Origin of the sequence: [Mycobacterium] stephanolepidis (assembly GCF_002356335.1) — a bacterium.
GTDB lineage: Bacteria > Actinomycetota > Actinomycetes > Mycobacteriales > Mycobacteriaceae > Mycobacterium > Mycobacterium stephanolepidis.
Genome location: NZ_AP018165.1, coordinates 1,276,117 through 1,295,939 on the forward strand (window position 1 = coordinate 1,276,117; position 19,823 = coordinate 1,295,939).

Here is a 19,823-nt window from a genome sequence, read left to right on the forward strand (position 1 = left end):
GGTGAGCCATTGCCTACTGGGCGGTAAGGAACAGGGAGAACTAGATGTCCGCAAGCAGCGCCATTCCGTCGAATCCCCGGGATCGGGTTCACCTGACCGAGGTATTGGCGCAGCTGCCGGGCATGGCCTGGGACCTGCCGATTCTGGCGCGCGGCATCATCAGCGGTGTCAAGTCCAACCCCAAGGGACGTTGGTCGATCGGCGCGCTCTTCGCCGAGCGCGCCGCCAAGCACGCAGACCGCGTCTTCCTGCGGTTCGAGGGCACCGACATCACCTACGCGCAGGCGAACGCCACCGCCAACCGGTACGCCGCCACGCTGGCCTCGCACGGCGTGGGCCGCGGTGACGTCGTCGGCATCATGCTGCGCAACTCGCCGCAGACCGTGCTGCTGATGCTCGCCACCGTGAAGCTCGGTGCCATCGCCGGAATGCTCAACTACAACCAGCGCGGACACGTCCTGGCACACAGCATCGGACTGCTCGACTCCAAACTGCTGATCAGTGAGGCCGACTTCGTCGAACCGATCAACGAATCCGGCGCCAACGTGATCTCCCTGCTCACCGGCGACGAGCTGGACCGGGCCTCGGTGCTCGCGCCCACCACCAATCCCGCCGCCACCGACGCGGTGATGACCAAGGACCGGGCGTTCTACATCTTCACCTCCGGAACCACCGGCCTGCCCAAAGCCAGTGTGATGACGCACTATCGGTGGCTGCGCGGCATGTCCGGAGTCGGCGACATGGCACTGCGGCTGCGTCCCAACGACGTGCTGTACAGCTGTCTGCCGCTGTACCACAACAACGCCCTGACCCTCGCGGTATCGACCACCATCAACGCCGGAGCCACACTGGCGATCGGCAAGTCATTCTCGGTCTCGCGCTTCTGGGACGAGGTCATCGCCAGCCGCGCAACCGCATTCATCTACATCGGCGAGCTGTGCCGTTACCTGCTCAACCAGCCGCCCAAGCCCACCGACCGCCAGCACAAGGTGCGCGTCATCATCGGAAACGGACTGCGGCCCGAGCTGTGGGGCGAGTTCACCCACCGTTTCGGCATCAAGCGGGTCTGCGAGTTCTACTCGGCCAGCGAGTCCAACACCGCGTTCGTCAACGCGCTCAACATCGACCGCACCGTCGGTATCTGCCCGATGCCCATCGCCTACGTCAAGTACGACATCGAGACCGGAGAACCGCTCCGCAACTCGAAAGGCCATCTGACGAAGGTCGGAGCGGGCGAGGCCGGTCTGCTGATCAGCAAGGTCACCAACCTGGCGCCGTTCGACGGGTACACCGATCCGACAGCCTCGGAGAAGAAGCTGGTGCGTGACGCCTTCAAGAAGGGCGACACCTGGTTCAACACAGGCGATCTGATGCGCAACCTGGGTTGGGGACACGCGGCCTTCGGCGACCGACTCGGTGATACCTTCCGGTGGAAGGGCGAGAACGTCGCGACCACGGAGGTGGAAGGTGCACTCGACCACGCCGACGCCATCGAGGAGGCCACGGTGTTCGGCGTCGAGGTTCCGGGTACGGACGGCCGCGCCGGCATGACCGCCATCAAGCTGCACGACGGTGCCGAGTTCGATCCAAAGGCATTGAGCGACATCGTGTACCAGTACCTGCCCGCCTATGCGATGCCGCTTTTCGTCAGGATCGTGGACACCCTGGAGCACACCACCACCTTCAAGAGCCGCAAGGTGGAGCTGCGTGAGCAGGCATACGGGGAGGCCGTGACCGATCCGCTGTACGTGCTCGCCGGTCGCGCCGAGGGCTATGTCCCGTTCTACCCGGAGTACGCCGGCGAGGTTGCGGGCGGCCAGCGTCCCAAGGCATAGCCCTTCGGCGGGTTACTGTTCCACCGTGGGAGTCAGTCGACGGGTGCGCGCCTCGCGGCGCCGTCAACGTCGGGTGAAGCTTGCCGACAACGACCTCACCGATGAGCAGTGGCTGACGCTCGTGAAAGCCTGGGGTGGCTGCGCCTATTGCGGCGCCACGGGAACAGCGCTGCAACGTGACTGCGTACAGGCGATCTCCCGCGGTGGCCGGTACACGCTGTCCAACGTGGTGCCGGCCTGCCCGTCCTGCAATGCGAGTAAATGCAATGCGGAGGTGACCAGCTGGATGCGACGCAAACGGCTCGACGAGAGCGCCTTCCTGCGTCGCTACGTGGAGATCTCAGTAGCAGGCTAGCCCGCGGTGTACACGCCGGTCGGTTCGTTGTGGTAGCCCTTGGCTCCGATCTCGCGCGCCAAGGGGCTGCGGAAATCCGCCTCTGCGGCAAAGGCAATCGAGGATGTGTCCGTAGTCGTAGCGTGGCGTCCAGCCCAGTTCGGTGCGGGCTCTGGTGTTGACGTAGACCCGGTCGATCGTCGGGAACATCGTCCAGCCGTGTGCCGCATACAGATGGGGTTGCTCGGGGAAGTGTTGTGCTACCACCGTCGGTGCGTCGGTATGCAGCCGCGCGATATCGGCGCGCGAGAAAGGCGTTGTCGCCGAGACCACGTACTTAGCCCAGCCGATGTCGGGCGCGCGTTCGGCCGCCAGGAGGTGTGCCTCGACGACGTCGGCCAGATCCACCCGGCGATAGAGGTATTCGTTGGCCTTCGCATTCTCATCGGAGTAGCGCGCCCGGACCGCATCGTTGTCGTCCTGCTCGGGGAAGAATCGCGAGGTGCGCAGCACGATGATCGGCAACCCGCAGTCCTGATGCACCACATGCGCGATGTCTTCCGCGGCGGTCTTGGTGGCACCGTAGATGTTCTTGGGTACCGGTGCCACGTCCTCGGTGATCCAGGCGGCCACCTCGGCGCCTACCAAGGCATGTCCGAATGCACTGGTGGTGCTTGTGTAGACAAATCCGGTCACGCCCGCGGCGACGGACTCTTCCAGGAGTGCGAGCGTGCCGTCGATGTTGGTCTCGACGAAGTCGGCCCGCGTGTGCGAGCCCACATGCGGTTTGTGCAGGGTTGCGGTGTGCAGCACCGACGTCACCCCGGCCATCGCCTCTGTGATAACCGCGCGGTCGGCGATCGACCCGACGATGTCCGTGACCGGGCCAGGCGCGATGTCGATGCCGACGACGTCGGCGCCGCCCCGGCGCAGTGTGCTGACCAGCGCCTCTCCGAGATGGCCCGAGGATCCGGTGACCAGGAATCGATGTGCGCCCATGCGCCCATACTGCATAGGCCCGCAAGTCATTTCGCTCGCCGAGTGGGACACGTGGGCGGGAAACCGAGGAAAATCTCGCCCACGTGTCCCACTCGGTGTAGCCGCAGAGGCGCTGGCCTGCACAATGAGGGCGTGCATGAGACGTTTTGTGGACGGCCCGTCCGCACCGATCGTGCCCTCATCATGGCGATCGTCAACCGCACACCGGACTCCTTCTACGACCGAGGTGCCACCTTCACCGACGAAGCCGCCCAGTTCGCTGTGCACAAAGCGGTGGCCGACGGCGCCGATGTGGTGGACATCGGCGGCGTCAAGGCCGGCCCGGGCGAGAACGTCGACGCGGAGGCCGAGATAGCGCGGGTGGTGCCCTTCATCGAATGGGTGCGCAGTGCTCATCCTGACCTGCTGATCAGCATCGACACCTGGCGTACCGAGGTTGCGGAGAAGGCCTGCGCGGCAGGCGCCGATCTCATCAATGACACCTGGGCCGGCACCGATCCCGAGCTACCGGCGGTGGCGGCTGCCCATGGCGCCGGACTGGTTTGCTCACATACCGGTGGCGCGGTGCCGCGTACCCGGCCCTATCGGGTGAACTACGGGACCGAGGTGGACGGTGTCGTCCATGCGGTCATCGCCGAGGTGACCGCGGCCGCCGAACGCGCGGTGGCTGCGGGGGTGTCGAAGGACTCGATTCTGATCGATCCGACGCATGACTTCGGCAAAAATACCTTCCACGGGCTCGCTTTGTTGCGCCACGTAAACGATCTCGTTAATACCGGGTGGCCGGTGCTGATGGCATTGAGCAACAAGGATTTCATCGGGGAGACTCTTGGTGTGGGACTGACGGAACGACTCGAAGGCACTCTCGCCGCCACCGCGCTGGCGGCGGCGGCCGGTGCCCGCATGTTCCGGGTGCATGAAGTCGGCCCCACACGCCGCACGCTGGAAATGGTGGGCTCCATCGTCGGAACCCGCCCGCCGGCGCGAACAGTGAGGGGGTTGGCATGACCCATCAACTAGACGGAGTAGTCGGTATCGATCCGAGCTGGCTGGAAACGCACAGTTGGAATCGGCCCGATTGGACCGTCGAGCAGCTCATCGCCGCGAAGAAGGGCCGCACCGTTTCGGTGGTCCTGCCCGCGCTCAACGAGCAGGAGACGGTCGCCGCGGTCGTCGACACCATCAGCCCGCTGCTGGGCGGTCTGGTGGACGAGCTGATCGTCCTCGACTCGGGCTCCACCGATGACACCGCGATCCGGGCCGTGGCCGCGGGTGCGCGCGTGGTCAGCCGCGAACAGGCGCTGCCTGAGGTGCCGCCCAATCCGGGCAAGGGCGAAGTGCTGTGGCGGTCGGTGGCCGCGACCACCGGCGACGTGATCGCCTTCGTCGACTCCGATCTGATCGACCCCGATCCGATGTTCGTGCCGCACCTGCTCGGCCCGCTGTTGTTGGGTCAGGGTGTCCACTTGGTCAAGGGCTTCTACCGGCGTCCGCTCAAGGTCAGCGGCTCCGAGGATGCCAATGGTGGTGGGCGGGTGACCGAATTGGTGGCCCGGCCCATGCTCGCCGCACTCCGGCCCGAGCTGAGTTGCGTGGTGCAGCCGCTGGGCGGTGAGTACGCCGGCACCCGGGAGCTGCTGTCGTCAGTGCCCTTCGCACCCGGATACGGCGTCGAGATCGGTCTACTGATCGACACGTACGACCGCCTGGGACTCAATGCCATCGCCCAGGTGAACCTGGGTGTGCGCAGCCACCGCAACCGGCCGCTGGTCGAGCTCGGGGTGATGAGTCGTCAGGTGATGGCCAGCATGCTGTCGCGGTGCGGGATTCCCGACTCAGGAGTGGGCATCACCCAGTTCTTCGCCGACGGCGACGGGTTCACGCCGCGCAGCTCCACGGTGTCGCTGGAGGATCGTCCACCGATGAACACCCTGCGCTGAGTCTCAGGTCTTCGGGACCTCGCGCTCACCTTCGGTGGCGGACCAGACGGTGACGATCATGTGGTCGTCGTCGAGTCGCACGGCGGAGGCTCCCTCGATGTCCGCGACGTAGAACGGCGCGAAGCGGCGCCCGCGCAGATCGAATCCGATTGTGGCGTAGAGATGCTCGGCGAACGCGGCGTGCAGGTCGAGATCCTGCTCGTCGTGCACGGTGCCCCAGACCTTGGCGTCACCCTGGCTGATGCGGGTGTCGGTGGTGGCCGTGTGCAGCTCGAAGCGAGGGTCGCGGGCAAGGTCCGCGAGCTTGGCGGTGGCGGGCATGCCGCCGACGATCAGCCTGCCCTCGAAGATTCGGGGTTCCATCGGGCTGATCCGCGGGGCGCCACTGCGGCGCAGCGTCGAGAGAAAACACAGATTGTGCGTCGCGGTGTGGCGGCGGGTGAAGACGTCGGCGATGTTCGGAGCCAGCTCGGTGAACTCTTGCCAGGAGGTCATGGCCCCACGGTAGGTCGCGATGTCACACCTCGCTGGCAAGATCAGTGTCGTGACGTTCGCACTGACGTATCTGCTGGTTCTCGTCGCGGTGGCCGCCGTGCTGTTCGTGCTGGGCTCGATACTCTTCGGCCGCGGGGAGGAGTTGCCTGCGCTGCCCAAGGGCACCACCGCGACAGTCCTGCCCGCCGATGACGTGGCCGGTGCCGATGTGGATGCCGTCAAGTTCTCGTTGGTGTTCCGCGGGTACAAGGCCAGCGAGGTCGACTGGGTGTTGGACCGGCTTGCCCGCCAGATCGACGAGCTGCGTGCCGAGCTCGACGAGGTGCGGGGCGCCCGGCCCGGTATCGAAGCCAATGCCGAATAAGGAGCCCTCGCGCTGTTCCTGGGCCGCCGACCCGCCCGGGTCGACGTTGTACGCCGACTATCACGACAACGAGTGGGGACGCCCGCTGTACGGGCGTGACGCGTTGTTCGAGCGGCTGTGCTTGGAGGCCTTCCAGAGCGGCCTGGCGTGGATCACCATCTTGCGCAAACGTGAGGGGTTCCGCCGTGCGTTCGACGGCTTCACACCGGAGAAGGTTGCCCGGTATGACGACAAGGACGTGACGCGGCTGATGGCCGACGTCGACATCGTGCGGAACCGCGCCAAGATCGAGTCGGCCATATCCAATGCCCGGGTCGTCCTCGATCTGGACACCGATCTTTCGGACCTGTTGTGGTCGTTCGCGCCGAAACGCCGCGCCCGGCCGCAACGTCTTTCCGACGTGCCCGCAGTGACCGAGGAGAGCACGGCGATGGCCAAAGAACTCAAACGTCGGGGGTTCCGTTTTGTGGGTCCTACCACGGCATATGCCCTGATGCAGGCCACCGGGATGGTCGACGATCATGTGCGCTCCTGCTGGGTTCCGCGAGTCGAAACCGCCCCCTCCGGAAGGTCCAGTTGAGGGTCTGCTGTCCCCAGATGTCCGCGATAGGGAAGAATGGTTCAGTGAAACGGCAGCTCAGATAGGGAACAATGGTCGGAGATGCCGAACACCCTTGGCTGGAATTTGGAGGGAGCACACGATGGCGGCCATGAAGCCCCGAACCGGCGACGGTCCTCTCGAGGCTACGAAAGAGGGGCGCGGGATCGTTATGCGCGTGCCACTGGAAGGTGGCGGTCGCCTGGTGGTCGAGCTGACCCCCGATGAGGCTGCCGCACTCGGCGACGAACTCAAGAACGTCACCAGCTAGGCCTTGCCTCGGGCGTTAGCCGCAGACTTTTTGATAGATCTGCAGCGTCATGTCCGCGATATGCGCCCACGAGAACTCTTCGATACATCGCGCCCTACCGGCATTTCCAAACTCGGTGGCGCGAGCCGGGTCCGCGACCAACGCGTTGACCGCATCGGCGAGCCCTGCCTCGAAGGCCGCGGCTTCGCTGCTCTCGTATGCCACCAGCGCTCCGGTGACACCGTCGATCACCACCTCGGGGATGCCGCCGACACGCGATCCCACGACCGCTGTGCCACATGCCATGGCCTCAAGATTGACGATGCCCAGCGGTTCGTAGATCGACGGGCATACAAACACCGTTGCCGCGGAAAGTATTTCTCGCAGTTTGGGGATGGGGAGGAACTCGCGTATCCAGTGCACTCCGGGCCGTGCCGCGGCTAACTCGGTCACGGCACCGGTGATCTGCTCGGCGATCTCGGGAGTGTCCGGCTCTCCGGCGCACAAGATCAACTGCACCTCGGGGGAGAAGCGGTGTGCCGCGGACACCAGGTGCGCGAGACCCTTTTGCCGGGTGATGCGGCCGACGAACACGGCAATCGGGCGGTCCAGATCCACGCCGAGTTCGGCGAGAACCGAGCCCGGTTGGGCGATCGCCTCGGCTGGATCAACCGGGTACCAGGTGGTGGTGTCGATTCCGTTGCGCACCACATGGATCCGACTTGGGTCCAAATCGGGATAGGTCGCGATGATGTCTTCGCGCATCCCGCTGCTGACCGCGATGACGGCGTCAGCGGCGTGTATCGCGGTGTGTTCCACCCACGAGGACACCCGGTACCCGCCGCCGAGCTGTTCGGCCTTCCACGGGCGACGTGGCTCCAGGGAATGTGCGGTCAAAACGTGTGGGATGCCGTGCAGCAGCTTGGCCAGATGTCCCGCCAGACCCGTGTACCAGGTGTGTGAATGCACCACCGATGCGCCGGCCGCCGCTGCGGCCATCACCAGATCGGCCGACAAGGTCGTCAAGGCGGGATTGGCACCATCCAGCGCGGGGTCGGGCCGGTGCACGAAGGCGCCCTCGCGGGGTGCGCCCATGCAGTGCACCTCGACATCGCACAGTGTGCGCAGCTGAGCCACCAGCTCGGTGACGTGAACACCGGCCCCGCCATACACCTCGGGTGGGTACTCCCGCGTCATCATTGCCACCCGCGTCGGGGATGAGTCGCGCGCGTGAAGACCCTCCGTCATAGCCACGACCGTAGTAGGTGGCCCCGACGACCGCAGGCCCGCCGGGGGTGTACCGCTGGCCGCTTCTGCCGAGTGCCGATAGGTTGATTGCTATGAGGGCATCGCCACACGTTCTGGGGATCGTGCTTGCCGGCGGTGAGGGCAAGCGGCTCTACCCACTGACCGCCGACCGCGCGAAACCGGCGGTGCCCTTCGGCGGTGCCTATCGCCTCATCGATTTCGTGCTGAGCAACCTGGTCAACGCGCGGTTCTTGCGTATTTGCGTTCTGACCCAATACAAATCGCACTCGCTGGACCGGCACATCTCGCAGAACTGGCGACTGTCGGGTCTGGCGGGGGAGTACATCACCCCTGTTCCTGCCCAGCAGCGCCTCGGTCCGCGCTGGTACACCGGGAGCGCCGATGCCATCCATCAGTCGCTGAACCTGATCTTCGACGAGGATCCCGAGTACATCGTGGTGTTCGGGGCCGACCATGTGTACCGGATGGATCCCGAGCAGATGCTCGACTTCCACATCGACAGCGGTGCCGGGGTGACCGTGGCGGGTATCCGGGTGCCCCGTAGCGAGGCGAGCGCCTTCGGTTGTATCGACGCCGACGACACCGGCCGCATCCGTGAGTTCGTCGAGAAGCCCGCGGATCCTCCGGGCACACCGGATGATCCCGACGCGGCGTTCGTGTCGATGGGGAACTACATCTTCACCACCAAGGAATTGATCGACGTCATTCGTGCCGACGCCGAGGACGACCATTCCGACCACGACATGGGCGGTGACATCATTCCCCGGCTGGTGGCCGACGGCCGGGCCGCGGTCTACGACTTCAACACCAACCTGGTGCCCGGTGCCACCGAACGCGATCACGCGTACTGGCGGGACGTCGGAACCCTCGACGCGTTCTACGACGCACACATGGATCTGGTGTCGGTGCACCCGGTGTTCAATCTGTACAACCGGCGCTGGCCCATCCGTGGCGAGTCGGAGAACCTGGCGCCTGCCAAGTTCGTCAACGGCGGCTCCGCGCAGGAATCGGTGGTGGGTGCCGGCAGCATCATCTCGGCGGGGTCCGTGCGCAACTCGGTGCTGTCCTCGAATGTCGTCATCGACGACGGCGCCGTGGTGGAGGGCAGCGTGCTGATGCCCGGGGTGCGGGTGGGCCGTGGTGCGGTGGTGCGGCACGCGATTTTGGACAAGAACGTGGTTGTCGGTGTCGGAGAACAGGTTGGCGTCGATATCGAGCGCGACCGAGAGCGTTTCAACGTCAGCGCGGGCGGCGTGGTCGCCGTCGGCAAGGGTGTGTGGATCTAGCCTCTCACCACACCAGTGGCACGAGACGGCTGCGAACCTTCTCGGTGTATTCGTCGTAGCCCGGGAGGTCGTGGCGCAGCATCTTCTCTTCGTCGATAATCCGCACCACCAGGGAACCGAATGCGGGAATCGCCGCGAGCAGGCCCCAGAACGAACCCAGGGCCAACGGTATGCCCACCATCATCACCAGTGAGCCCGTGTACATCGGGTGGCGCACCAGTGCGTACAGGCCGGTTGAGGTGACGGTCTGCCCGGACTCGACGGTGATACTCGCTCCCGCATAGTGGTTCTGGGCCACCACCAGCGTGGCGGCACCCAACCCGGCAATGACCAGCGCCTCCCCGACGATGACCAGCCAGGTCGGTACCTGAGACCAGCCGAACCGGTGATCGAAGGTGCTGACCACGACCAGGGCCAGGAAGGAGCTCAACAGCACCGTGACCGCGAGCTTCTGTATCAAGCGTGTCTCCGCGATGGGACCGCCACGCATACGACGTTGCAGCACCTCGGGATTCGTCCTGGCCAAGTAGACCGAGGAAATCGTGGAGCTGATCGCGAAGATCGCCAGAAACACCCAGGCCTGCCAGTAGTCGAACGTTCCCGCGGGCCAGAACAGTGCCGCGCCGAAGACGGCGAGGGCGATGATTCCCGAGACAAGAGCTTGTGCACCAGTTTTCATGATCTTCCTTTCTCAGAGGGCGTCACGACGGCGGTACATCTCGCCCGCGGCTGCGATAAGCCCGGCGCCGATGACAATGAGGACGAACATGGTCAACCACGGATACTCGACCGGCGCGCTGACCCGCATCACCGGTGAGAACCTCACAATCCAGGACGGCAGCTGCAGGATGCCTGCGTACAGCATGCCCACGGAGAATGCCACCACGAACCAACCAATCCAGCTGTGCTGCAGTGCAACTGATAGAGCGGCGATACCGGCGATCACCAGCAGGGCGGGAATCTGTGCCAATGCGGCGAGCGTGAGGCGCCACACCAAATCCGGATTGTGCAACGTACTCGCCGCACCCAGTCCACTGCCCAGGCCGGCGATCAGCATGAGAATCGCACTGCCCACCAGCGTCACCGCGACCGCCGATAGCAGCCAGTTCCAGCGGGATACGGCACGCGCCAGCACGGCTTCGGTGATGCCGCTCTGTTCATCCTTGGCGAGCCTTACGACCGCCGACACCACGTACGCGGTGACCGCGATGGCGAGCACCTGGTTGAAGGTGGCGAAGATACTGTCCAGTCCGTGGGCCTGGAATGCGCGCGTCAACAGCGGGTTGGTGTCGATCGAATCCCGCAGACTCTTGGCCATCGACCCGAATGCCATACCGCTCAAGAAGATTCCGGCCGCCCATCCGGCGATCAGCCCGCGTTGCAGTTGCAGGTTGAGCCCGAAGACGGACCTGATCTCGGGGGCATTGGCGTTCTCGCCGCGTGAGGGCAGCACCCCTGCGTCGTATTGGCGGTGCCCCTCGAGCGCGTGCGCGGCGAGCATCAGGGCCGCGGTGGTGCCCGCCAGTAGGAGGAGGGGCCACCAGCGCAGATCGACGAAGGGGCGCATCTGCTGGGCCCATGCCAGGGGCGAGAACCAACTCAGTGTGCTGCCTGTGTTGTCGATGATGTCGCCGAGTCCGCGGATCACGACGGCTGCCGCCAGTGACGCCATCGCGACACCGCTGGCGGCTCGGGAGGTGCGCCACAGTTGGGAGGTGACCGCCGCGATACCGGCGAAAACCATGAAGGCTCCGGTGATTCCGAGACTGATTCCGAGACTGTCGGCGACGTCGAACCCCGCGGCGGACAACGCGATCGTCATGGCCAGGGCCAGAACGGCGTTCATCAGGGCCACCACGATGAGCGCCGCGTAGGTGCGTGCCTGGTGGCCGACGACCGCCGACATGACCAGCTCGGCGCCGCCGGATTCCTCTTCGGCGCGGGTATGCCGGATGACCGTCAGGATGGACATGATGGCGGCGGCGGCGATCATGACGGTCATCAGTTCGTTGGCGACCATGACGCCGAAATCGGTTTCGTTGATGCCAAAGTTTGGCCCGCCCATGATGATTCCGGCAGGGGTCTTCATCATCGTGACGCGGGCCATCCGGTCGGCGGACGTCGGATACATCGACGCGAACGCCAGTGGGGTGTAGGTCATCAGCAGAGTCAGCCAGCCGACCCACATGCAGATCCGGAACCTGTCGCGGCGCAGTGCCAACAGGATCAGGGTGCCGGTTCCGGTCAACGGATGCTTCGGGGTGCCGTCCGACATCGGCCGGCGTATGGGGAGCGTTGCGAAGTCGCTTCTCATCGCGGTACGCCCTGATACTCGCGCATGAAGAGCTCTTCGAGTGATGCCGGTGCCACCGTGAGGTCGACGATCCCGAGGCTTGCCAGCTGTTCCATGGTGCGGTCCAGATCGCTGCGATCCACGGTGAACGAGGCTCGATTGCCGCCGATCGTGAGGTCGCGCAACTGTGGAATAGACTTGAGTCCAGCGGGATTGGCCAGTGTGCGTACCGTCACGGATGTCCGCATGACATGGCGCAGCTCGGCCAGGGAGCCGGACAACACCGCGCGTCCGGCGCGAACAATGGTCACCCGGTGGCACAGCTTCTCCACCTCGGCCAGGATGTGGCTCGACAGCAACACCGCGCAGCCTCGTGCGGCCACGTCGGCCACACACTCCTGGAAGACCGTCTCCATCAGCGGATCCAGGCCGGACGTCGGCTCGTCGAGTATGAACAGTTCGGCGTCGGAGCAGAACGCCGCGATGAGCGCCACCTTCTGACGGTTGCCCTTGGAGTAGGTGCGTGCCTTCTTGGTGGGGTCGAGTTCGAAACGCTCGATGAGTTCGTTGCGCCTCGGTAGTGAAATATGTTCGGTGCCGCGCATTCTGGTGAGGAAGTCAATCGCCTGTCCGCCGGTGAGGTTGGGCCACAGCGTGACGTCCCCGGGCACGTAGGCGATGAGCCGATGGAGATCGACGGCGTTGACCCACGGATCGCCGCCGAGGAGCTGCACGGTGCCGGAGTCGGCGCGCAGCAGGCCCAGAAGTACCCGAATGGTGGTGGACTTTCCCGCGCCGTTGGGGCCGAGGAAGCCCGCCACCTCGCCGTGGGCGACCGACAGATCGAGTCCGTCGAGTGCCTTGGTCTTCCCGAATGACATGGAGAGGCCGCGTATTTCGACCGCGAGGTTGGAATACATCACTTCGAGTCTCCTCCGTTGCGAGAGTTTTCCTGTTGTGCTGCAAACGCATCGAGCATGGTGGAGTCGGTCATCAGGCCTTCGGTGTAGACCTCGATGGCGGGGAAGATCAGCTCATCGGAGTAGCGGCGCAAGATCGTGCCCAGGTCGTCGTCGGGGTACATCTGTACGTAGATCGATAGCGCGCCCACGCCGTTCAAGGAGAGCCACAGCGCCCGGCCCTTGGGATCGCGGCTCGGCTTGATCGTGCCCGCGCGGACTCCGTCGTCCAGGTATGCCTCGGCGTTCTCGATGGAGTGCTGAAGAAATGCGCGGCCGGGCTCGCCGCCCGATTGCACACTGAGCAGCAGGTACCTGACCATCGGCGCGAACGTCTCGATCTCGTCGATGGCGTCGAGCCAGACCTTGGGGTCGTTGGAGGTCAGCGTGCGCGACTTCTCCGAGCGGATGTACTCCAGCAGGTATTCGTCCACCGCCTGTCGGAGCCCGTCCTTGGACCCGTAGTGATGGATAACCAGTGCGGGGCTCACTCCAGCGGCTTCGGCGATCGCTCGCACGCTGGTGTTCAGTCCCTGCTCACCCCACAACTTGATCGCGGCATCCCGGATGCGGGCGGCGGCGGTGAGGTCATCGACTGAACGCATGTTTAGTACGTTAAACACACGTTCAGTCTGACGTCAAGGATCTAGCCCGTGCGAGATGGGGGTTTTGACGAAAACGATGCGAAAGGCGTCGCCGAAACTACGGTTTCTGTGTCAGTCGCGGGTGGCGGCGAGCAGGCCGTCGCCCAGTGGGATCAGCACCGCGGTGAACCGGCCATCATCGGCGATGATGCGTGCGGCCTCGCGGACTCCGACCACATCGGGATCGTTGGCCGCGGGGTCGCCTGCGCGCCCGCCCGCGGATACCCCGTGGATCACCACTGCTCCGCCCGGGCGCAGCAACCGAATGCCACCGGCCAGGAACTCGGGTTGATCGGCCGGCGCGGCATCGATGACGAGCAGGTCGTACGACTCGTCGGCCAGCCGTGGCAAGACCTCCTGGGCGCGCCCACCGATCAGCCGGGTGCGCGACGGAGCGATGGCCGCCTCCGAAAACGCCTGTTTGGCACTGCGCTGGTGCTCAGGCTCCAGATCAATGGTGGTCAGCACGCCGTCCTCGCGCATTCCGGAGAGCAGCCACAGGCCGCTGACACCCGCACCCGTACCGACCTCGACGACGGCCTTGCCGCCGGAAAGGCGTGCGAAGACACTGAGAAGTGCGCCGACAGCGGGCGTCACCGGACCCGCGCCCAGGTCAACGGCACGTTCCCGGGCGGCGGCGACAATATCGTCTTCGGAGATGGCGCCCTCGGCGTGGCTGACCATCGCCTCGACGCGGGATCGATCTGCGCTGCTGGTCACGGTTCGATCCTGTCGAGCGGGAGTGGATCTGTCCCGCGACACGCCGAACTCATCGAGGATGTGACGGGTTTCTTGTCCCGAATCCCCTGGCGAGATCGGATCGAGACCGCATTCTCAGGAAGAGTTAAGTTAGCTCATAAGTGGCCCACACCTCGGTGGTAGAAGGTCATTCACATGTCGCGATCCATCCTGAACGAGAGCCCGAGTGCCCCGCGTCTATCTGGGAATAACACCCATGGCATCCGGGTTGAGCAGGCTGACAGCTTCCCCATCGGGGGTGAGGCCGCCACAAGCGAACAGGAGGAACACGCGATTTCCCTTACGCGTATCAGCGAGTCGGCCGAATACACCGACTTCGTCGAGGCTACCGATCCCGCCGAACTGTCCGGGACCGCAGTGTTCGATGCCACCGGAGACCAGGCAGCCATGCCGTCTTGGGACGAGCTGGTTCGTGAGCATGCCGATCGCGTGTACCGGCTGGCCTACCGGTTGTCGGGCAACCAGCAAGACGCTGAGGATCTGACTCAGGAGACCTTCATTCGGGTGTTCCGCTCGCTGCAGAACTACCAGCCCGGCACCTTCGAGGGTTGGCTGCACCGCATCACCACCAACCTGTTCCTCGACATGGTGCGCCGCCGTGGCCGTATTCGTATGGAGGCGCTGCCCGAGGATTACGACCGCGTCCCGGCGACCGACCCGGATCCCGAGCAGATCTACCACGACGCCCAGCTGGGTGCCGATCTGCAAGCCGCGCTCGACTCGCTGGCACCCGAGTTCCGTGCCGCAGTGGTTCTGTGTGACATCGAAGGTCTGTCCTACGAGGAAATCGGCGCCACCCTGGATGTGAAACTCGGCACCGTCCGCAGCCGCATCCACCGCGGCCGCCAGGCCATCCGCGAGTATCTGGCTGCGCACTCCTCGACGTCCGCACTCGCGGCCGCCGAGTAGCGCAACACCATTGGTGCAGGTTGGTACGCAATGAGTACATTCGCGCGCTATCTTCGAGTTAGGTCGGCACGAGTCCGTCGGCCGTACCGGACCGAAGGGAGCGTCGCCGTGGTGGATAGCGGCTCGTTCCGGCGAGCGTTCTCGAGTTTCTCCTCGTTCTCGCGGCTGCCGTCCCCATTCGCCTCGCAGAGCGAGGCGCCAGTGGGTGCCCCGCGCCAGTTCGGATCGACCGAGCATCTGTCCACAGAGGCGATAGCCGCGTTCGTGGATGGCGAGCTCCGGATGAGCGCGCACCTACGCGCGGCGCATCACCTGTCGATGTGCGCCGAATGCGCGCTGGAGATCGACGCGCAGCGCCAAGCACGCAGCGCACTGCGTGATTCCGGGGGCATCCGGGTGCCGGTTTCGTTGCTCGGGTTGCTCAGCCAGATCCCGCACATCCCGCATGAGGCCGCACCGCCTTCATCGTCTTCACATGAGGGCGACTTGCCGCCCGCGTTAGCCAGTGATGAGGTGCGTCGTCGTCGTAAGCGCCGGTAGGGTGGGCCGGTGACCGCACATCAGGACACCGCCCCCCGGTTGGCGCCGCGCCCGGTTGACCGGCCGCCCGTCGATCCGGCTTCGCAGCGGGCTTTCGGCCGTCCTTCGGGGGTATCCGGTTCGTTCCAGGGGGCGGACAAGTATCGAGACCAGGGGGAGTACACGCCGCGGGTGGGTCCGCCCGACCCCGTGCTCGCTCAGGCCTTCGGACGGCCCGATAACGCCACAACTTCCCTGCAACGCCATCCCGCCGATGCCGGCAAGCTCAACGCCGTCGACGAGGGCCCGGATGCCGCTGAGGATCCGTGGCGCGACCCGACCGCGCAGGTCCAACTGGGCAGGCCCGCGGTCACCAAGGCACCCGTCGCGCTTGACGGCACGCCCGCCCCGAAGCTGGGCGTCCGCGAGGTCCTCTTCGGAGGTCGGGTGTCCATCCCGGCCCTGGCCGTCCTTGCGGCGATCGCGCTGCTGATCGGCCTTGTCGGCGGCATCGTGGGCCGCAAGACGGCTGAGGTGGTGCAGGCCTTCACGACCTCGAAGGTCACCTTGACCACCGACGACAGCACCCAGCCCGATGAGTCGCGCTTCACGGCGGTTGCCAACGCCGTCAAGAGCGCAGTGGTGACCATCGAGGCCAGCTCTGACGATGAGGTTGCCCAGGGTTCGGGGGTCGTCATCGATCCCAAGGGCTACGTCATCACCAACAATCACGTGATCTCCGATGCCGCGAAGAACCCCGGCAAGTTCAAGATCGAGGTCATCTTCAACGACAGCAAGAAGGTGCCCGCCAACCTTGTGGGTCGTGACCCCAAGACGGACATTGCGGTGCTGAAGGTGGACAACGTCGACAACCTGACCGTGGCGCGTCTGGGCGACTCGGACAAGGTCGCCGTCGGTGCCGAGGTCATTGCCTTCGGCTCACCGCTGGGTCTGCGCAGCACGGTGACCAGCGGCATCATCAGCGCGCTGCACCGCCCGGTGCCGCTCTCGGGTGAGGGCAGCGATACCGACACCGTGATCGATGCGCTTCAGACCGACGCCGCCATCAACCACGGAAACTCCGGTGGTCCGCTCATTGACATGAAGTCCCAGGTGATCGGGATCAACACAGCCGGAAAGTCGTTGAGCGACAGCTCAAGTGGTCTCGGATTCGCCATCCCGATCAACGAGGCCGCCGAGGTTGCGCAGTCGCTGATCCGCGACGGCAAGATCGTGCACGCGACGCTGGGCATCAGCAGCCGCACGGTGAGCAATGCGACCGCTACCGGCGCCGAGGTGGCCAACGTCAAGGCCGGCAGTCCAGCCGAGAAGGGCGGCATGCTGGAGAACGATGTCGTCGTCAAGGTGGGTAACCGGACGGTGGCCGACGCCGACGAGTTCGTGGTCGCGGTGCGGCAGCTGAAGATTGGACAGGAAGCCACCATCACGGTGCTGCGTCAGGGGCGCCCCGTCGAGCTCAAAGTTACTCCCGGCCCAGACGGTTCCTGATGTTCGGCAGTGTCGGCTGGGGGGAGCTGTTGGTCCTGCTGGTCGTGGGGCTCGTGGTGCTTGGTCCTGAGCGGCTGCCGGGGGCGATTCAGTGGACCACTGAGTCGCTGCGCAAGGTCCGTGACTACGCCAGTGGCGCGACGGCCTCCCTGCGTGAGGAGCTTGGGCCGGAGTTCGACGACGTGCGCAAGCCGCTTGCCGAGTTGCAGAAGCTACGCGGTATGACGCCACGTGCCGTCATCACCAAACACCTTCTGGACGGCGATGATTCGGTGCTCGATTCGTTGACCAAGCCGCTTGAAGACGTGAAGAAGGCGGTGTCGGAACCGGCGCCGACGCCCGTGGTCAACCCTGATCTCGCCAAGCCGGGAGAGCCCGGTCCGACTCGCTACGACGCCGACGCGACCTAGTTGCGCCGGGCGGTGTCGATGTTCAGTGACATGCCCGCCAGTCCACGGCTACGTGTCGACAGCTTGTCGGCGACCGCCCGAAGTGCCTGGCCCGCAGCTGAATCCGGTTGACTGAGCACGATGGGCAGTCCGTCGTCGCCGCCCTCACGTACCGCCGGGTCCAGCGGAATCTGGCCGAGCAGTGGCACTTTCGTACCCACCACCCGGGTCAGGCTCTCGGCGACGGCGTCGCCGCCGCCAGATCCGAATACCTCCATGCGGGTGCCGTCGGGCAGCACCAGCCAGGACATGTTCTCCACGACGCCGACGATGCGCTGACGTGTCTGGGTCGCGATCGCTCCCGCACGCTCGGCCACCTCGGCGGCCGCCTGCTGTGGTGTGGTGACCACCAGAATCTCGGCACCGGGAATGAGCTGCGCCACCGAGATCGCCACGTCGCCGGTACCCGGCGGCAGATCCAGCAGCAGCACATCCAGGTCTCCCCAGAACACATCGGCCAGGAACTGCTGCAGGGCGCGATGCAGCATCGGCCCGCGCCACACCACCGGGGTGTTGCCCTGAGTGAACTGGGCGATGGAGATGACCTTCACATCGTGGGCGACCGGGGGCAGGATCATCCGCTCCACCTGAGTGGGGCGATCCGAGGTGCCCATCATGCGCGGTACCGAATGGCCATAGATATCGGCGTCGAGCAGCCCGACCGAGAGCCCCTTGGCCGCCATTGCCGCCGCGAGGTTGACGGTCACACTGGACTTTCCGACGCCGCCCTTTCCGGACGCCACCGCGTACACGCGGGTAAGCGACCCGGGCTGGGCGAAGGGAATGACGGGCTCGGCGCTATCGCCACGCAGCTGCTTGCGCAGTTCGGTGCGCTGCTCGTCGTTCATCACATCCAGCAGCACGCGCACGGTGCCCACGCCATCGACGTCGGCAGCGGCCTGGGTTACCCGCTCGGAGATCTCCGCCTTCTTCGGGCATCCGGAGGTGGTGAGGTAGATCCCGATCTCGACGTTGTGGGCGTCGTCGAAGGTGATGTCCTTGACCATCCCCAATTCAGTGATGGGGCGGCGAAGTTCGGGATCGATAACCCCGGCGAGTGCACTGCGCACGGCCGTGGTGAGCTCGGATGTCACTACCCGAGTCTAGGGCGTGCGGTTTACGGCTTTGGCGCTGCCGGTCCCGGTGCTGGTCCGGGGGCCGGCCCGAGCTCCACCGGCGGTGGGGGCGGGGCGAACGGGTTGAACGGTTGTGGCGCTGGGGCCGGTGCGAACGGGTTGAAGGGTTCAGCCGGCGGCGGCGGTGCGAACGGGTTGAAAGGCTCGGCCGGCGGGGGCGGTGCGCAGAAGAACACGCACGGTGCCTGGGGCGCCTCGGGTGCCGGCGTGACGGCTGCGGGTGGGCCCACGACGCCGACCCGGTCCGGTGTCAGCGGGGTGAGGATCGGCAGCTGGGCCAGCGGATCGTTGGGGGACAGTCCGGCGACGTCGGTCGCCGAGCCCGGCCCAAGCCCACGTGACTCGCCGCCGCCCAGGTGAGCCTTGCGCTCGGGTGCGACATCGGCGGCGGTCAGCGCCGGCAGATTGAGAGGGATGACCCCGGTGGCGTAACCAGCGGCCCAGGCGAGCACATTCTGCGCGTAGGCCACCGAATTGTTGTAGCGCAGGATGGATGACATCACCTGGGAGCGATCCCGCAAATTCAATCCGCCGCTGCATAAATAGCGGGCGGCGGCCAGGCTCGCGTCGAAGACGTTCTGTGGGTCGGCCTTTCCATCGCCGTCGCCGTCGGAGGCGTAATGGTTCCAGGTGCTCGGCAGGAACTGCATGGGCCCCATGGCTCGGACGTATACCTGCGCACCTTGGGTACGGGTCTGCTCGTGGTCGACGATGACCTCGTTACCCGGGAGGGTGCCATCCAGGCTCGGTCCGTAGATGGGCCGGACCACGCGGCCTTTCACGTCGGTGGCGCCGTTGTTGGCGTGGCCCGATTCGATCCGGCCGATGCCCGCCAGCAGGTTCCAGCTCACTCCGCAACCGGGTGTGGCCTTGGCCATCATCCGCTCGGCGTTCTGATAGGCGTCCAATGCGATCTTCGGGATGCCAAGTCCTCCAGGGGCCATCACGATCCCCGGCGGCGGCGGTGCGATCGCAGCGCTCGGCGCCACCCGGTATTGCATCGGCGGGCGCATCACGGTCACCAGGTTCAGCGGACCCATATCCGCCTGCACGGCGGCCACCGAGGCCAGCGGGACGGGAATGGGCACCACGGCCTGCCCGCTGACCTGTGCGCTGCTGGCGGCCACGGCAGAGCCGACGACCACCAAGGCGCTCAGTCCGCCGACCCGAAGCCAGGGCACGGGAGCACCCGCGACGCGGAGCGCCGCATCACGGGCATGCTTGACCGACGACGCAACCCAACCCGGAAGCTCCACTGCGCCCCTATCTCTCGGGC

At 65.6% G+C, this 19,823-nt stretch carries 21 protein-coding genes and 1 pseudogene; 12 read left to right on the top strand and 10 right to left on the bottom strand.

All coding sequences use genetic code 11. The features are described from left to right. Window positions 1-44: 44 nt before the first annotated feature. Window positions 45-1,835, top strand: coding sequence for a long-chain-acyl-CoA synthetase FadD6 (gene fadD6 / locus MSTE_RS06455; RefSeq protein ID WP_096499866.1), 1,791 nt, complete (start codon window positions 45-47; stop codon window positions 1,833-1,835). Window positions 1,836-1,860: 25 nt separating this feature from the next. Then, window positions 1,861-2,190: an HNH endonuclease gene (locus MSTE_RS06460; protein WP_096499868.1), complete on the top strand. Its 330-nt coding sequence runs from the start codon at window positions 1,861-1,863 to the stop codon at window positions 2,188-2,190. Here the strand turns inward: MSTE_RS06460 and MSTE_RS06465 are convergent. Continuing rightward, window positions 2,187-3,168, bottom strand: a pseudogene (locus MSTE_RS06465) (NAD-dependent epimerase/dehydratase family protein). The gene MSTE_RS06460 and the pseudogene MSTE_RS06465 sit on opposite strands and share 4 nt — an antisense overlap. A 132-nt stretch (window positions 3,169-3,300) precedes the next feature. Between MSTE_RS06465 and folP the strand changes: the two are divergent. Both folP and MSTE_RS06475 read left to right on the top strand, forming a co-directional pair. Then, window positions 3,301-4,176, top strand: coding sequence for a dihydropteroate synthase (gene folP, locus MSTE_RS06470; RefSeq protein WP_096499871.1), 876 nt, complete (start codon window positions 3,301-3,303; stop codon window positions 4,174-4,176). After that, window positions 4,173-5,108 (top strand): glucosyl-3-phosphoglycerate synthase, encoded by a 936-nt coding sequence (locus MSTE_RS06475; RefSeq protein ID WP_070922612.1) that lies wholly within the window; start codon window positions 4,173-4,175, stop codon window positions 5,106-5,108. The genes folP and MSTE_RS06475 overlap by 4 nt, the downstream gene beginning before the upstream one ends. Before the next feature lie 3 nt (window positions 5,109-5,111). Here the strand turns inward: MSTE_RS06475 and MSTE_RS06480 are convergent, their stop codons facing one another. Further along, window positions 5,112-5,603, bottom strand: a complete 492-nt coding sequence (locus tag MSTE_RS06480) for a pyridoxamine 5'-phosphate oxidase family protein (protein ID WP_096499873.1) — start codon at window positions 5,601-5,603, stop codon at window positions 5,112-5,114. Between the two features lie 49 nt (window positions 5,604-5,652). Between MSTE_RS06480 and MSTE_RS06485 the strand changes: the two genes are divergently transcribed. The 3 genes from MSTE_RS06485 to MSTE_RS06495 all read left to right on the top strand — a co-directional run bounded on the left by MSTE_RS06485 (window position 5,653) and on the right by MSTE_RS06495 (window position 6,836). Then, window positions 5,653-5,967: a DivIVA domain-containing protein gene (locus MSTE_RS06485; RefSeq protein WP_096505540.1), complete on the top strand. Its 315-nt coding sequence runs from the start codon at window positions 5,653-5,655 to the stop codon at window positions 5,965-5,967. Next, window positions 5,957-6,547, top strand: a complete 591-nt coding sequence (locus MSTE_RS06490; RefSeq protein WP_096499875.1) for a DNA-3-methyladenine glycosylase I — start codon at window positions 5,957-5,959, stop codon at window positions 6,545-6,547. The genes MSTE_RS06485 and MSTE_RS06490 overlap by 11 nt, the downstream gene beginning before the upstream one ends. A 121-nt stretch (window positions 6,548-6,668) precedes the next feature. After that, window positions 6,669-6,836, top strand: a complete 168-nt coding sequence (locus tag MSTE_RS06495) for a DUF3117 domain-containing protein (RefSeq protein ID WP_005059648.1) — start codon at window positions 6,669-6,671, stop codon at window positions 6,834-6,836. A gap of 15 nt (window positions 6,837-6,851) precedes the next feature. On the opposite strand, the gene glgA is transcribed toward MSTE_RS06495, so the two are convergent. Then, window positions 6,852-8,063, bottom strand: a complete 1,212-nt coding sequence (gene glgA, locus MSTE_RS06500; protein WP_096499877.1) for a glycogen synthase — start codon at window positions 8,061-8,063, stop codon at window positions 6,852-6,854. A gap of 92 nt (window positions 8,064-8,155) precedes the next feature. Between glgA and glgC the strand changes: the two genes are divergently transcribed. After that, complete coding sequence (gene glgC, locus MSTE_RS06505; RefSeq protein WP_096499879.1) at window positions 8,156-9,370, top strand: glucose-1-phosphate adenylyltransferase; 1,215 nt, start codon at window positions 8,156-8,158, stop codon at window positions 9,368-9,370. A 4-nt stretch (window positions 9,371-9,374) separates the two neighbouring features. On the opposite strand, the gene MSTE_RS06510 is transcribed toward glgC, so the two are convergent. From MSTE_RS06510 to MSTE_RS06530, 5 genes are all read right to left on the bottom strand, one after another. Further along, window positions 9,375-10,049 (bottom strand): methyltransferase family protein, encoded by a 675-nt coding sequence (locus MSTE_RS06510; protein WP_096499881.1) that lies wholly within the window; start codon window positions 10,047-10,049, stop codon window positions 9,375-9,377. Window positions 10,050-10,061: 12 nt separating this feature from the next. Further along, window positions 10,062-11,684, bottom strand: a complete 1,623-nt coding sequence (locus MSTE_RS06515; protein ID WP_096499883.1) for an ABC transporter permease — start codon at window positions 11,682-11,684, stop codon at window positions 10,062-10,064. Then, on the bottom strand, window positions 11,681-12,586 hold the full coding sequence (locus MSTE_RS06520; RefSeq protein ID WP_096499885.1) for an ABC transporter ATP-binding protein: 906 nt from the start codon (window positions 12,584-12,586) through the stop codon (window positions 11,681-11,683). Before MSTE_RS06520 ends, MSTE_RS06515 begins: the two co-directional genes overlap by 4 nt. Further along, window positions 12,583-13,227 carry a TetR/AcrR family transcriptional regulator gene (locus MSTE_RS06525; protein ID WP_057968214.1) on the bottom strand — a complete coding sequence of 215 codons (645 nt, stop codon included), beginning with the start codon at window positions 13,225-13,227 and terminating at the stop codon, window positions 12,583-12,585. Before MSTE_RS06525 ends, MSTE_RS06520 begins: the two co-directional genes overlap by 4 nt. Window positions 13,228-13,338: 111 nt before the next feature. Further along, on the bottom strand, window positions 13,339-14,028 hold the full coding sequence (locus MSTE_RS06530; RefSeq protein ID WP_331712880.1) for an O-methyltransferase: 690 nt from the start codon (window positions 14,026-14,028) through the stop codon (window positions 13,339-13,341). 132 nt (window positions 14,029-14,160) lie between these two features. On the opposite strand from MSTE_RS06530, the gene sigE reads away from it, so the two are divergent. The 4 genes from sigE to tatB all read left to right on the top strand — a co-directional run bounded on the left by sigE (window position 14,161) and on the right by tatB (window position 17,372). After that, window positions 14,161-14,934: an RNA polymerase sigma factor SigE gene (gene sigE / locus MSTE_RS06535; protein WP_096499887.1), complete on the top strand. Its 774-nt coding sequence runs from the start codon at window positions 14,161-14,163 to the stop codon at window positions 14,932-14,934. A 108-nt stretch (window positions 14,935-15,042) separates the two neighbouring features. Then, window positions 15,043-15,474 carry an anti-sigma E factor RseA gene (rseA, locus tag MSTE_RS06540; RefSeq protein WP_096499889.1) on the top strand — a complete coding sequence of 144 codons (432 nt, stop codon included), beginning with the start codon at window positions 15,043-15,045 and terminating at the stop codon, window positions 15,472-15,474. 9 nt (window positions 15,475-15,483) lie between these two features. Beyond that, window positions 15,484-16,962 (top strand): serine protease HtrA, encoded by a 1,479-nt coding sequence (gene htrA / locus MSTE_RS06545; RefSeq protein WP_057963883.1) that lies wholly within the window; start codon window positions 15,484-15,486, stop codon window positions 16,960-16,962. Continuing rightward, a complete protein-coding gene (tatB, locus tag MSTE_RS06550; RefSeq protein WP_096499891.1) occupies window positions 16,962-17,372 on the top strand; it encodes a Sec-independent protein translocase protein TatB in 411 nt (136 codons plus the stop codon). The genes htrA and tatB overlap by 1 nt, the downstream gene beginning before the upstream one ends. Here the strand turns inward: tatB and MSTE_RS06555 are convergent. Then, window positions 17,369-18,505, bottom strand: a complete 1,137-nt coding sequence (locus tag MSTE_RS06555; protein WP_096499893.1) for an Mrp/NBP35 family ATP-binding protein — start codon at window positions 18,503-18,505, stop codon at window positions 17,369-17,371. The genes tatB and MSTE_RS06555 overlap by 4 nt on opposite strands. Window positions 18,506-18,528: 23 nt before the next feature. Next, the gene (locus MSTE_RS06560) at window positions 18,529-19,803 is read right to left on the bottom strand and encodes a lytic transglycosylase domain-containing protein (RefSeq protein WP_096499896.1); all 1,275 of its coding nucleotides are present in this window, start codon (window positions 19,801-19,803) and stop codon (window positions 18,529-18,531) included. Window positions 19,804-19,823 lie beyond the last annotated feature (20 nt).